At 63.2% G+C, this 13,344-nt stretch carries 13 protein-coding genes; 8 read left to right on the forward strand and 5 right to left on the reverse strand.

The window, feature by feature from the left end:
* Positions 1–2 precede the first annotated feature (2 nt).
* Complete coding sequence (locus E1748_RS11560) at positions 3–602, forward strand: MarC family protein (protein ID WP_133647384.1); 600 nt, start codon at positions 3–5, stop codon at positions 600–602.
* A 79-nt stretch (positions 603–681) separates the two neighbouring features.
* Here the strand turns inward: E1748_RS11560 and E1748_RS11565 are convergent, their stop codons facing one another.
* Together E1748_RS11565 and ffh are read right to left on the reverse strand one after the other, a co-directional pair.
* The gene (locus E1748_RS11565) at positions 682–1,233 is read right to left on the reverse strand and encodes a hypoxanthine-guanine phosphoribosyltransferase (protein WP_133647385.1); all 552 of its coding nucleotides are present in this window, start codon (positions 1,231–1,233) and stop codon (positions 682–684) included.
* A 122-nt stretch (positions 1,234–1,355) separates the two neighbouring features.
* The gene (ffh, locus tag E1748_RS11570) at positions 1,356–2,723 is read right to left on the reverse strand and encodes a signal recognition particle protein (protein WP_133647386.1); all 1,368 of its coding nucleotides are present in this window, start codon (positions 2,721–2,723) and stop codon (positions 1,356–1,358) included.
* An 81-nt stretch (positions 2,724–2,804) separates the two neighbouring features.
* Here ffh and E1748_RS11575 point away from each other — a divergent pair, with 81 nt between their 5' ends.
* The 7 genes from E1748_RS11575 to E1748_RS11605 all read left to right on the forward strand — a co-directional run bounded on the left by E1748_RS11575 (position 2,805) and on the right by E1748_RS11605 (position 10,917).
* On the forward strand, positions 2,805–3,719 hold the full coding sequence (locus E1748_RS11575) for a cytochrome C assembly family protein (protein WP_133647387.1): 915 nt from the start codon (positions 2,805–2,807) through the stop codon (positions 3,717–3,719).
* A 7-nt stretch (positions 3,720–3,726) separates the two neighbouring features.
* Complete coding sequence (locus tag E1748_RS11580) at positions 3,727–4,044, forward strand: PP0621 family protein (protein WP_133647388.1); 318 nt, start codon at positions 3,727–3,729, stop codon at positions 4,042–4,044.
* On the forward strand, positions 4,041–4,637 hold the full coding sequence (gene ampD, locus E1748_RS11585) for a 1,6-anhydro-N-acetylmuramyl-L-alanine amidase AmpD (RefSeq protein WP_133647389.1): 597 nt from the start codon (positions 4,041–4,043) through the stop codon (positions 4,635–4,637). The genes E1748_RS11580 and ampD overlap by 4 nt, the downstream gene beginning before the upstream one ends.
* A 502-nt stretch (positions 4,638–5,139) precedes the next feature.
* Positions 5,140–8,163, forward strand: coding sequence for a ribonucleoside-diphosphate reductase subunit alpha (locus E1748_RS11590; RefSeq protein WP_133647390.1), 3,024 nt, complete (start codon positions 5,140–5,142; stop codon positions 8,161–8,163).
* A gap of 509 nt (positions 8,164–8,672) precedes the next feature.
* Complete coding sequence (locus tag E1748_RS11595; RefSeq protein WP_133647391.1) at positions 8,673–9,905, forward strand: ribonucleotide-diphosphate reductase subunit beta; 1,233 nt, start codon at positions 8,673–8,675, stop codon at positions 9,903–9,905.
* A 97-nt stretch (positions 9,906–10,002) separates the two neighbouring features.
* Positions 10,003–10,317 carry a hypothetical protein gene (locus E1748_RS31745; RefSeq protein ID WP_133647392.1) on the forward strand — a complete coding sequence of 105 codons (315 nt, stop codon included), beginning with the start codon at positions 10,003–10,005 and terminating at the stop codon, positions 10,315–10,317.
* A gap of 30 nt (positions 10,318–10,347) precedes the next feature.
* The gene (locus E1748_RS11605; protein ID WP_133649324.1) at positions 10,348–10,917 is read left to right on the forward strand and encodes a histone H1-like DNA-binding protein; all 570 of its coding nucleotides are present in this window, start codon (positions 10,348–10,350) and stop codon (positions 10,915–10,917) included.
* Between the two features lie 343 nt (positions 10,918–11,260).
* Here the strand turns inward: E1748_RS11605 and E1748_RS11610 are convergent, their stop codons facing one another.
* The 3 genes from E1748_RS11610 to tpx form a co-directional block, all read right to left on the reverse strand.
* Positions 11,261–11,746 (reverse strand): outer membrane lipoprotein, encoded by a 486-nt coding sequence (locus tag E1748_RS11610; RefSeq protein WP_133647393.1) that lies wholly within the window; start codon positions 11,744–11,746, stop codon positions 11,261–11,263.
* Positions 11,747–11,793: 47 nt separating this feature from the next.
* Positions 11,794–12,732, reverse strand: coding sequence for a carbohydrate kinase family protein (locus tag E1748_RS11615; protein WP_133647394.1), 939 nt, complete (start codon positions 12,730–12,732; stop codon positions 11,794–11,796).
* A gap of 92 nt (positions 12,733–12,824) precedes the next feature.
* Positions 12,825–13,325, reverse strand: coding sequence for a thiol peroxidase (gene tpx, locus E1748_RS11620; protein WP_133647395.1), 501 nt, complete (start codon positions 13,323–13,325; stop codon positions 12,825–12,827).
* Positions 13,326–13,344: the final 19 nt, after the last annotated feature.

Genomic DNA, 13,344 nt, shown 5'->3' on the forward strand with positions numbered 1-13,344 from the left:
GCATGGAATACACCTTCCTGTCCGCGACGATCCTGCTGCTGCTGATCACCGATCCGCTCGGCAACATTCCGATCTTCATCGGCTGTCTGCGCGGCGTCGCGCCTCACCGGCGCGTCGTCGTGATCCTGCGCGAAGTGGGCATCGCGTTCATCATCCTGCTAGTGTTCATGGTCTTCGGCGACCGGTTCCTGCGGATGATGAGCCTCACCGACCAGTCGCTGCGCATCGGTGGTGGGATCGTGCTGTTCCTGATCGCGCTGCGGATGATCTTTCCGCATCCGGACGGTCCGTTCGGCGGCGACACACGCGGCGGCGAACCGCTGATCGTGCCGCTCGCTATCCCCGCGCTCGCCGGTCCGTCGGCGCTCGCAACGGTGATGCTGCTGACGTCGCAGGCGCCTGGCAAGATGCTCGAATGGGTCGGCGCGCTGACTGTGACGATGATCGTGTGCGCGATCGTGCTGGTGCTGGCGGAACGGATTCAGATGTGGCTCGGCGAGCGCACGGTCACCGCGTTCGAGCGGCTGATGGGGCTCGTGCTGGCGGCGATTTCAGTCGAGATGATTCTTGGCGGGATCCGGAGCTTCGTTCACCAGCTGTGAAGGTGAATCGCGAAGCGACAAAAAAGCGGCCCGCGGGCCGCTTTTTTTATTGTCTCTACAGAGGAGACAGAAGCGAAACTCACGCGCCGTCGGTCAACGCACGGATCGTCGGCAGATTGCGCCAGTAACCCTTCGCGTCCATCCCGCAGCCGAACACGTAGCGGTCCGGCACTTCAAACCCGCAGAAGTCCGGATGCAGCGGCTTCGCTTTCGAGAGAATCTTCTCGCACAACACCGCGCTCAGGAAACGCTTCGCGCCCATGTCGACGATGCGGTCGCGGATCGCGGCCATCGTCTCGCCTTCGTCGAGGATGTCATCGAGCACGAGCACGACGCGGTCCTTCACCGATTCGGCCGGCGCGACGCGCCACTGCATCTCGGCGCCGCCCTTGGTCGTGTTGCGGTAGCGCGTCAGGTGGATGTAGTCGAACTCGAGCGGGAAATCGAGGTGCGGCAGCAGCATGCCGGTGAACACGGCCGCGCCGCCCATCACCGACAGCACGAGCGGAAACTCGTCGCTGATTTCGGCACGGATGGCGGAGGCCATGCCGCTGATCGACGCGTTGACGTCGGCAGCCGACACGATTTCTTCGGAGTGACTGAATATATGGAGGGCTTCTTCGCGGTTCATGACGTCTGACTGGCGATAACGATAGACATAGTGTGAGAGAAAGCGGGGCGGTGCGCTACCGCATAAACCCGGCGACTACGCTTGCCGGGAGATGACATGACGGCCGGAAGCGCAACCTGAAATCAGCGCATGCCCGGTAGCATACCCTTCATGCCGCGCATCATCTTCTGCAGGTTGCCGCCCTTCAGCTTCTTCATCATCGTGCGCATCTGGTCGTACTGGTTCAGCATGCGGTTGACTTCCTGCACCTGCACGCCCGCGCCCGCCGCGATACGGCGCTTGCGCGTGGCCTTGATCAGATCGGGCTTCGCGCGTTCGAGCGGCGTCATCGAATTGATGATGCCTTCCATCCGGCGCATCTGCTTTTCCGCCTGACCCATGTCGGCGCCCGAGGCGGCTTGCTGGAACTGCGCCGGCAGCTTGTCCATCAGCGACGACAGGCCGCCCATGTTCTTCATCTGCGAGAGCTGTGCGCGGAAATCGTTCAGGTCGAAGTCGCCGCCTTTCTTGACCTTGTTGGCGAGCTTCTGCGCGGCTTCGGTGTCGACGCCGCGCTGCGCTTCCTCGACGAGGGCGAGAATGTCGCCCATGCCGAGAATCCGGTTGGCCATCCGGTCCGGATAGAAGATCTCGAGGCCGTCGAGCTTTTCGGCGACGCCGACGAACTTGATCGGCTTGCCCGTGACGTGGCGCACCGACAGTGCCGCACCGCCGCGTGAATCGCCGTCGAGCTTGGTGAGCACGACACCGGTGAGCGGCAGCGCGTCGCTGAACGCCTTCGCCGTGTTGACCGCATCCTGACCCAGCATTGCATCGACGACGAACAGCGTTTCGGCCGGCTTCAGCTCGGCGTGCAGCGCGCTGATTTCGTTCATCATCGCTTCGTCGATGCCGAGACGGCCGGCCGTGTCGACGAGCAGCACGTCGTGATAGTGGCGCTTCGCCCAGTCGACTGCGGCGCGCGCGATGTCGACCGGCTTCTGATCGGGCTCGGACGGGAAGAAGTCGGCGCCGACCTGCTCGGTCACGGTCTTCAACTGCGCGATTGCAGCGGGACGGTAGACGTCGCACGAGACGGTCAGCACTTTCTTCTTGTACTTCTCCCGCAGCAGCTTCGCGAGCTTGCCGACGGTCGTCGTTTTACCGGCGCCCTGCAGACCCGCCATCAGCACGACGGCCGGCGGCGTCACCGCGAGATTCAGCTCGACGGCCTTACCTTCGTAATCGCCACCGATCACCGCAGTCAGTTCGCGCTGCACGACGCCGACGAGCGCCTGCCCTGGCGACAGGCTGGAGATCACATCTTCGCCTAGCGCTTTTTCCTTCACGCGCGAGATGAATTCGCGCACGACGGGCAGCGCGACGTCCGCCTCGAGCAGTGCGAGGCGCACTTCGCGCAGCATTTCCTGGGTGTTGGCCTCGGTGAGCCGGGCCTCGCCGCGCAGCGTCTTGACGACGCGCGCCATCCGTTGAGTCAGATTGTCGAGCATGGGGAGCGATGAGCAGTGCGGTCGGCGCGGCACGCAGCGACGAAGCCGTCGCGGACCGTGACCCTAGTGTAAACTTCGAACATGGATATTGTACTGTATGCCCTCACTGCGCTCCTGTACGGCGGTCTCGCCGTCGCGGGCTGGCGCGCGCACCGTCAGATGGCGGCGCGTCCGTTGCTGGAGAGCGTGCCCGCCATGCCGGCCGGTGCGGGGGCGGTCGCTTCGGTGGGGTTGAGCACGCCGGGCCGCGCGCTGATGGTCGTCGCGCTACTCGCGCACGGCGCGCTGCTGCACACCACGATCTTCCCGCAGAACGCGATGGTGTTTGGCTTCGCGTTCGCGCTGTCTGCGATGTTCTGGCTCGGCGTCGGCATCTACTGGATCGAGAGCCTGTTCTTCCCGCTCGACGGACTGCGCCTGCTTGTGCTGCCGCTTGCATGCATCGCGTCGCTGCTGCCGCTCGCGTTCGGCGGCGTGCGCGTGCTGTCGTACGCGGCCGATCCGCTCTTCAAGCTGCACTTCCTGATCGCCAACATCGCATACGGACTGTTCGCGATCGCGGCGCTGCACGCGGTGCTGATGCTGCTCGTCGAGCGGCGTCTCCACAAGATGCGCGGCACCGCGCAGCAGCGTTCCGCTGCGGCAGACGGTGACTGGCTGTCGGGCTGGCTCGATACGCTGCCACCGCTCCTCACGCTCGAAAAGCTGCTGTTCCGCCTGATCGCCGCCGGCTTCGTGCTGCTCACACTGACGTTGCTGTCGGGCATTCTCTTTAGCGAACAACTGATCGACCGCGCGCTGCGGCTCGATCACAAAACCGTATTCGCGATTCTTTCGTGGCTGATGTTCGGCGCGCTGCTGATTGCCCGCAAGGTGTCGGGCTGGCGCGGCCGCGCGGCGTTGCGCTGGGTGCTGGCGTCGTTCGTGGCGCTGCTGCTCGCGTACGTCGGCAGCCGTTTCGTCTTCGAGGTGCTGCTGCACCGTCCTGTGGTCTGAGTCTTCCATGCGACAACTTTTTCTGCTGATCGTCCTGTTCTTCGTCGGCCAATGGCTGGTCAAGGCGCTGCGTCGCGCGGACACGCGCACGGCGCAACAACGCGCCGGTAACGCTGGTAGCGGCCAGGCTTCGTCGGGTGCTAACCCAGGCGCGGGCGCGGGTGTGCCGCGCAGTCCGCCGCAACTCGCCGAGCCAATGATCCGCTGCGTCGAGTGCGGCGTGCATGCGCCGAAGAGCGATTCCGTCGCCGTCGGCGGGCAGGCATTCTGCTGCGCGGATCACGCGCACCGTCACGCCGCGCGGACGGGTCCCGACGCGCGATGAGCGCACGTTTCGCCGTCGCCGCCGACGGCTGGGTAGCCGGCGCCACGCGCCTGCCTTCGCCGAACTTCGCAGAGCGTCCCGACCGCGCGCCGCCCACGCTGATCGTCGTGCATAACATCAGTCTGCCGCCGGGTGAATTCGGCGGCAGCGCGATCACCGATCTGTTCCTGAACCGGCTCGACTGCGACGCGCACCCGTACTACGACGCGCATCTGCGCGGCGTGCAGGTCTCCGCCCACTTCGTGATCCATCGCGACGGCGCGCTCGAGCAATACGTGTCGTGCGACGAGCGCGCGTGGCACGCAGGCGCATCGAGCTTCTTCGGCCGCGAGCGTTGCAACGACTTCTCGATCGGCATCGAACTCGAAGGCTCCGACGACACCGCATTCGAAGCGGCGCAATACCGCACGCTCGCCGCACTCGTGAACGTGCTCGTCGCGCACTATCCGATCGAAGCGCTCGCCGGTCACGCCGACATCGCGCCCGGTCGCAAGACCGATCCTGGTCCGCATTTCGAGTGGACCCGACTGCAGCGCGACACGTCGCTCGCCGCTCGGTATTTCCCCTACCTGAATCTCTCCGCGGCCTCTTAATCGCGTCATCGCCACTCGATAACGGCATCGCGCGATGTGCGCGAAACGTTGATGGGCGCTTGCTTTCGAGGCAACGGCCCGTCGTTGCGCGAGGCTCGAAAAGTCAAGCGCGAGAGGGCAAATAAAATAATTTGAGATGGTACGAAAGTTCACTATACTTGGTGCCAGACGCTCGGTTCTCCACTATATCTTGTGGGTGTGAGCAGGCAGTCAGGCGGCGCCCCGCTCTTCGAGCATGGCGCCGCGAGCACTTCCAGCGTCCAGAAAATTCGTGCGGCGCAGCGGGTTTCAGGGTCCCGCGGCATCCGCCACATCGAAGAGGGGAGCGCAGCAAGTGATCGCGACATTCATGATGCAGACCCCGGTCCATTCAGCACTGTCGCATCCGGCCACCTGGCCTCGTTGGCCCTCCTCTTCCGCTTCATCGCTTGCGCCCGCGGCGGCGCAGCGTTCGTCTTAATCCGCGGTTTCTCCGCACATTCCAGAATCAGGAGCTTTGCACATGCAAACGACCGACAACGTGACGACCCGGTACGAGGGTGCCCCCGCTGGCCATCCCCTCGGCGGGCAGGCGAGCGCACAGGCGCTCGCGCCGCAGGCGACCTTCGCCGACTACAAGGTGATCCGCCGCAACGGCAGCGTGGTGTCGTTCGAACCGTCGAAGATCGCGATTGCGGTGACCAAGGCTTTCCTCGCCGTGAACGGCGGCCAGGGCGCGGCATCGGCACGCGTGCGCGAGCTGGTCGAAACGCTCACGCAGAGCGTCGTGCGCGCGCTGCTGCGCAGCCGCCCGAACGGCGGCACGTTCCATATCGAAGACATCCAGGATCAGGTCGAACTCGCGCTGATGCGCGGCGGCGAGCACAACGTCGCGCGTGCGTACGTGCTGTATCGCGAGAAGCGTAATCAGGAACGCGGCGTCGCGCACGAAGCGGCGGATGCGCCGGCTGCGTCCGGCCTGAACGTGATCGACAACGGCGTCACGCGTCCGCTCGATCTGCAGGCGCTGCAGTCGCTGATCGAATCCGCGTGCGAGAACCTGGGCGACGCCGTCAGCGCGGCGCCGATCGTCGCGGAAACGGTGAAGAACCTGTACGACGGCGTGCCGATGAACCAGGTCTACGACTCGGCGATTCTCGCGGCGCGCACGATGATCGAGAAGGACCCGGCGTACAGTCAGGTCACCGCGCGCATCCTGCTGCACACGATCCGCCGCGAAATCCTCGGCGGCGAAGTGACGCAGGCCGAAATGGGCGAGCGCTACGTCGAATATTTCCCGCAGTTCATCAAGCGCGGCGTGCAGGCCGAACTGCTCGACGACAAACTGCTGCAGTACGACATGAAGCGTCTCGGTGCCGCGCTCGACGCGAACCGCGACCTGCAGTTCGGCTACCTCGGCCTGCAGACGCTGTACGACCGCTACTTCCTGCACAGCGACGGCGTGCGGATCGAAATGCCGCAGGCATTCTTCATGCGTGTCGCGATGGGTCTTGCGCTGAACGAAGTCGACCGCGAAGCGCGGGCGATCGAGTTCTACAACGTGCTGTCCAGCTTCGACTTCATGAGCTCGACGCCGACGCTGTTCAATTCGGGTACGCGCCGCTCGCAACTGTCGTCGTGCTACCTGACCACCGTCGACGACGACCTCGACGGCATCTACGAAGCACTGAAAGAAAACGCGCTGCTGTCGAAATTCGCCGGCGGCCTTGGCAACGACTGGACGCGTGTGCGTGCGCTCGGTTCGCACATCAAGGGCACCAACGGCAAGTCGCAAGGCGTCGTGCCGTTCCTGAAGGTCGTCAACGACACCGCCGTCGCGGTGAACCAGGGCGGCAAGCGCAAGGGCGCAGTCTGCGCGTACCTGGAATCGTGGCACCTCGACATCGAAGAATTCCTCGAGCTGCGCAAGAACACCGGTGACGACCGTCGCCGCACGCACGACATGAACACGGCGAACTGGATTCCCGATCTGTTCATGAAGCGCGTGATGGAAGGCGGTGACTGGACGCTGTTCTCGCCGTCCACCTGCCCGGACCTGCACGACAAGTTCGGCGCCGAGTTCGAAACGGCTTACACGGCTTACGAAGACAAAGCCGCGCGCGGCGAGCTGAAGCTGTTCAAGAAGATTCCGGCTGCGCAACTGTGGCGCAAGATGCTCGGGATGCTGTTCGAAACCGGCCATCCGTGGATCACGTTCAAGGATCCGTGCAACATCCGCAGCCCGCAGCAGCACGTCGGCGTCGTCCACTCGTCGAACCTCTGCACGGAAATCACGCTGAACACCAGCGACACCGAAATCGCCGTCTGCAACCTCGGCTCGGTGAACCTGGTCGCCCACCTGGCGAAGCAGGCCGACGGCTCGTACGCACTCGACCACGACAAGCTGAAGCGCACGATCAGCGTCGCGATGCGGATGCTCGACAACGTGATCGACATCAACTACTACGCGGTCGCTAAGGCACGTAACTCGAACCTGAAGCATCGCCCGGTCGGCATGGGCATCATGGGCTTCCAGGACTGCCTGCACGTGCTGCGCACGCCGTACGCGTCGCAGGAAGCGGTGCAGTTCGCCGACACGTCGATGGAAGCAGTCTGCTACTACGCGTACTACGCGTCGACCGAACTCGCCGAAGAGCGCGGTCGCTACTCGAGCTATCGCGGCTCGCTGTGGGATCGCGGCATCCTCCCGCAGGACACGTTGAAGCTGCTCGCCGACGCACGCGGCGGGTATGTCGAAGTCGATTCGAGCCAGTCGATGGACTGGACGACGCTGCGTTCCCGCATCGCAACGTACGGGATGCGCAACTCGAACTGCATCGCGATCGCGCCGACGGCGACGATCTCGAACATCATCGGCGTGTCGGCGTGTATCGAGCCGACGTTCCAGAACCTGTACGTGAAGTCGAACCTGTCGGGCGAGTTCACGGTGGTGAACGACTACCTGGTGCGCGACCTGAAAGCGCGCGGCCTGTGGGACGAGGTGATGGTCGCCGACCTGAAGTACTTCGACGGCACGCTGTCGCGCATCGACCGCATCCCGGCCGACCTCCGCGCGATCTACGCGACCGCGTTCGAGCTCGACGCGACGTGGGTGGTCGAAGCGGCATCGCGCCGGCAGAAGTGGATCGACCAGGCGCAGTCGCTGAATATCTACATGGGCGGCGCGTCGGGCAAGAAGCTCGACGAGGTCTACAAGCTCGCGTGGCTGCGCGGTCTGAAGACGACCTACTACCTCCGCACGATGGCGGCGACGCACGTCGAGAAGTCGACGGTCGCGCACGGCGCGCTGAATGCAGTGCCGTCGGGTGACGACGGTGGTTCGTCGGGTGGTGGTGCAGCCGGCGGTGGACGCAGCAGCGCAGGTGGCTTCGGTGCGAACGGCGGCGGTGCGTCGTCGGGCACGCTGAATGCGGCAGCAGCGATTGCACCGGCAGTTGTTGCAGCCGATTCACTCGAGGCCGACGGTCCCGTGTGCGTGATGCGTCCGGGCGATCCGGGCTTCGACGAGTGCGAGGCTTGCCAGTAACGCTCTATATATAGAGCAGCGTCGGCGACGAGCCGGCCTTGCTCTCGCAGTACGGGCGGCGCAGCGCGTCGCCCGGCAACACAGAACACCGCATCGCGTTCGATCCACTCACGCGCTGCACTCGCTGAGCGCAACGACGCACACCACTCATCGCGCGTTGCTTCTCGCGCATCGAAGCCGGTTGCAGCAGAGTCGAAGTCGAGTCGCGAGTTAGTGTGAACGAGCAAGGGACAACCCGAAGCATCGTCTCTGCAAAGCAGTCGATGCAGACGATCCGGCAGCACAGATTTTCAACGCGTCGAGCGTCTTCACTCGATGCAATTCGATCACGCGAAGCACGTCATCGACACCTCTTGCGATTGCATCGCGCGAAGCGCGCGACACAGTCGAACGAACAAAGTGTTGTATGAAGGTCGCAACGCGAATCGAAAACAGGAATTTTCGTGAGCGAACTCTTTTAACGCTCGTGAAAAGATGGTACAAACCGTTCTAAATTGATGGTGACATTTATGCTCAACTGGGATGACGAGATCACTGCCGTAACTCCCGCGAGCGGTGCGCAACAGAATGCGTTGCGTCACTCCGCGGAGACGGTCGTCGGTACGCAAGCTGTTGCGCGTCCCGCTCATCAGGCTCCCTCGGCGCAGGATATTTTCGCGAACGACATCGCTGTCGCTCCGTACGCCGCTCAAACCATCGCCGCCGCACCCGCTGCTTCGACCGAAGCGCGCGTGAACGTCGCGGACAAACGCATCATCAACGGCAAGACCGACGTCAATCAGTTGGTGCCGTTCAAGTACAAGTGGGCGTGGGAGAAGTATCTGTCCGGCTGCGCGAACCACTGGATGCCGCAGGAAATCAACATGTCCCGCGACATCGCTCTGTGGAAAGACCCGAACGGGCTGACCGAAGACGAGCGCCGTCTCATCAAGCGTAACCTCGGCTTCTTCGTGACGGCCGACTCGCTTGCCGCGAACAACATCGTGCTGGGCACCTATCGCCACATCACGGCGCCCGAATGCCGCCAGTTCCTGCTGCGCCAGGCGTTCGAGGAAGCGATCCACACGCACGCGTACCAGTACATCGTCGAATCGCTGGGTCTCGACGAAGGCGAAATCTTCAACGCGTATCACGAGGTCTCGTCGATTCGCGCGAAAGACGAATTCCTGATTCCGTTCATCCACACGCTGACCGATCCGGCCTTCACGACCGGAACGCTCGAAGCCGACCAGAAGCTGCTCAAGTCGCTGATCGTCTTCGCGTGCGTGATGGAAGGGCTGTTCTTTTACGTCGGGTTTACGCAGATCCTGGCGCTCGGTCGCCAGAACAAGATGACCGGCGCGGCGGAACAGTACCAATACATCCTGCGCGACGAGTCGATGCACTGCAATTTCGGCATCGACCTGATCAACCAGATCAAGCTCGAAAACCCGCATCTGTGGACCGCCGAGTTCCGTGCGGAGATCCGCGAGATCTTCAAGCAGGCAGTCGAACTCGAATATCGCTACGCTGAAGACACGATGCCGCGCGGCGTGCTCGGTCTGAACGCGTCGATGTTCAAGAGCTACCTGCGCTTCATCTGCAACCGTCGTTGCCAGCAGATCGGTCTCGATCCGCTGTTCCCGAACGAGGAAAACCCGTTCCCGTGGATGAGCGAAATGATCGACTTGAAGAAGGAACGCAACTTCTTCGAGACGCGCGTGATCGAATATCAAACTGGTGGAGCGCTGTCCTGGGAATGACCCACAGCCCTTCGCAGCAGCAAGCATCGATGGGGATGCCGGCACTGTGGCGCGAGCGCGCCGTGCCGGCGCACGACGTTAGGAGCAGGAACGCCTGATGCAAAGCATGCCCGGTGCCTTAACGGCCCACAAACATGACAGGCACTTTGCGAACCCTTCAGTGGGATGGGCAAACTTCCCCCCGGAAAATGTCGTCGGCCCGAGCGCCGGCGACGAGATCAAACGATTGGCGACGTCCGTATGCGACGTCGACTGGACTTGGCCCGTCGTGTCTCGTGACACGGCGCGCCTTACCGTATTCATTAGCGTAAGCGCGCAGGATCTGCGTACGCCGATGAATAGCCCGCTTCGAAGCGCCCGCCTTGAGAAGCGTCCGCGGGAAGCGGGTTTTGACGAAGGGTGTGTAGTTTGAATCTCATCTGAAAACCTGAAGGAGCAAATGATGGCACTTGCCAAGAAAAAACCTGCTGTGAGAGCTGCTGCGAAGAAGGCACCGGCGAAGAAGGCTGCTGCGAAGAAAGTCGCAGTGAAGAAAGTCGCGGTGAAGAAGGTTGCAGCGAAGAAAGTCGCAGTGAAGAAGGTTGCTGCGAAGAAGGCGCCGGCGAAGAAGGCCGCAGCGAAGAAAGTCGCAGTGAAGAAGGTTGCTGCGAAGAAGGTCGCTGCCAAGAAGGCACCGGCGAAGAAGGCTGCAGCGAAGAAGGTCGTGAAGAAGGCTGCGGCCAAGAAAGCGCCTGCTAAAAAGGCTGCCGCCAAGAAGGTAGCGAAGAAGGCCGCGAAGAAGGCGCCTGCGAAAAAGGCTGCGGCCAAGAAGGCTGCCCCTGCGAAGAAGGCTGCCGCCAAGAAGGCTGCGCCCGCGAAGAAGGCCGCCCCTGCGAAGAAGGCTGCGCCCGCGAAGAAGGCTGTTACGAAGACTGCACCCGTTGTCGCTGCGGCTCCTGCCCCGGCTTCGACGGTGAAGACCGCGTTGAATCCGGCTGCTGCATGGCCGTTCCCGACCGGCAGCCGTCCGTAACGAGGCAGTTGCAGTACTTGGGCGCATTGCGATGTGTCCATGATTGAGTAGGCCTACTCGATCGAGATCCCGTCATCGGGCAACTGATGACGGGATTTTTTTGCGCGCTACGTTACGACGTGCGTCGTGGCGACGCTGCGGATGAGCGTGAGGTAGGCGTGTGAGAGCAGACGTTGGCGGGAAGCGTGTGCGGCCTGTGGAGGTCGCCGGTGCCGCACTGAGAGAGCACGGCGAGCCCGGTGACTAGCTACCCAGAAAAAGCGCGAAAAAAAGCGCATGCACAGGGGAGCGCATGCGCTTGAGGTCGCCGCAGCGTACTGCGGCTCAGGGGAAACTAATCGGGTTAGTGCGTGACGCGCGTAACGCCGCCGCTCGACAGCAACCGGACGCGTTCGCCGGCCTGGAAGATCTCGCCGTTGGCGCTTTGCGTGATCGCGCGGATATCGCCATTGTCGAGGCGCACCGTGATCTCGACGCCGTTGTGTACCGCGACGCCGTTCTCGACCGCGTTACCGGCCACCGCGCCGGCGATACCGCCGATGATGCCCGTCACGATCGAACCACGCCCACCGCCGAGCGCGCTGCCGGCGACTGCGCCGAGTGCGCCGCCGCCGATCGCGCCGAGTCCGCTCGGCTGGCCGTTGTTCGAACTGATCTTCACCGCGCGCACGCTGTCGACGGTACCCATGCGGACCGTCGCTTCGCGTTGCGCCTGCGAAGCGGAGTACACGTCGGCCGAACTGCTGTTGTAGGCACAGCCCGACAACGCGAGCGTACCGACGACGATTGCGGCCAGGACAGAACGACCCAGGCGACTCGTAGTTTTCATTCCCTTACTCCAATAGCAGTGAGCGACGCGGTGAACGCTCGCCCGAATTACTGCAGGTCGTAACCAAACGCCTGCTTGAACCGTTCATTGATCTCCGCGCGTGAAGGCGCGTAGGTCTGCGGGCCCTGTTGCTCGATCTTGAGTGCGCCCATCAGGCTGGCGAGGCGACCGGTGGTGGCCCAGCCGAGCCCTTGCTCGATTCCGTACAGCAGACCGCCGCGGAATGCATCGCCGCAACCGGTGGGGTCGAGCACGCGCTGTGCGGTGACCGCCGGAATGGCTTCGATACGCCCCGAGTGGTGAATCTGCGACCCTTGTTCGCCGAGCGTGACGATCAATGCATCGACGCGGCCGGCAATTTCTTCGATAGACCAGCCCGTCTTGTCGCTGACGAGTTTGGCTTCGTAATCGTTGACAGCTACATACGTGGCAAGTTCAATCATGCGGCGCAGGGTCGCCCCGTCGAAGAGCGGCAAACCCTGGCCCGGATCGAAGATGAACGGCACGCCGGTCGCGGCGAATTGCTCCGCGTGCTGGACCATCCCGTCGAAGCCGTCCGGCGCGACGATGCCGAGCTTGATGCCCTTTGCTTCATCGACGCGATTCACGTGCGACTGCATCATCGCGCCCGGATGGAACGCCGTGATCTGATTGTTTTCGAGGTCGGTGCTGATCATTGCCTGCGCGCAATACGAATCCTGCAGTACGCGGACGTATTCCTTCGACAGCCCGAGGCTGTCCAGCCGGTCGATATAGGCCTGCGCATCGGCTGCGCCGAGCGTACCCATGATGCGTGCGTCGCCGCCGAGCAGATGCAGCGCATAGCCGATGTTGCCCGCGCAGCCTCCGAACTCGCGACGCATCGTCGGCACGAGGAAGCTCACGTTCAGGATGTGGACCTGATCGGGCAGGATGTGCTCCCGAAACCGGCCTTCGAATTTCATGATGATGTCGTAGGCAATCGAGCCGCAAATCAGCGTAGCCAAGGCGATCGTTCCTGTAGAAGTCGAGAGAAAAGGGGTGCTGACGATGCGAAAACGCCGCGCGAAAAGCGCGGCGTTCGATCGTGCACGAAGGCTTACTTCAACGCTGCGAGCGCAGCGTCGTAGTTCGGCTCGTTCTTGATTTCGCTGACGAGCTCGGCGTGAACGACCTGGTCGTTTTCGTCGAGCACGACGACGGCGCGCGCCGTCAGACCGGTCAGCGGACCGCTCGCGACGTCGACGCCGTATGCCTTCGCGAAATCATGGCTGCGGAACGTCGATGCCGTCACGACGTTCTCGATGCCTTCGGTCGTGCAGAAGCGCGACGCGGCGAACGGCAGATCGCCGGAGACGACGATCACTGCCGTGTTCGAGAGCTTGCTTGCCGCTTCGTTGAACTTGCGCGTCGACGTGGCGCAGGTCGGCGTGTCGAGGCTCGGGACGATGTTGAGCACCTTGCGCTTGCCGGCGAAATCGGTGAGCGCCAGCGGCTTCAGGTCCTTGCCGGTGAGCGAGAACGCGGGCGCCTTCTGACCCACGGACGGGAACGTGCCGGCGATTTCGATCGGGTTGCCACCCAGTGTGACTTGACTCATGTAGTGCTCCAGAAAGACG

Origin of the sequence: Paraburkholderia flava (assembly GCF_004359985.1) — a bacterium.
GTDB lineage: Bacteria > Pseudomonadota > Gammaproteobacteria > Burkholderiales > Burkholderiaceae > Paraburkholderia > Paraburkholderia flava.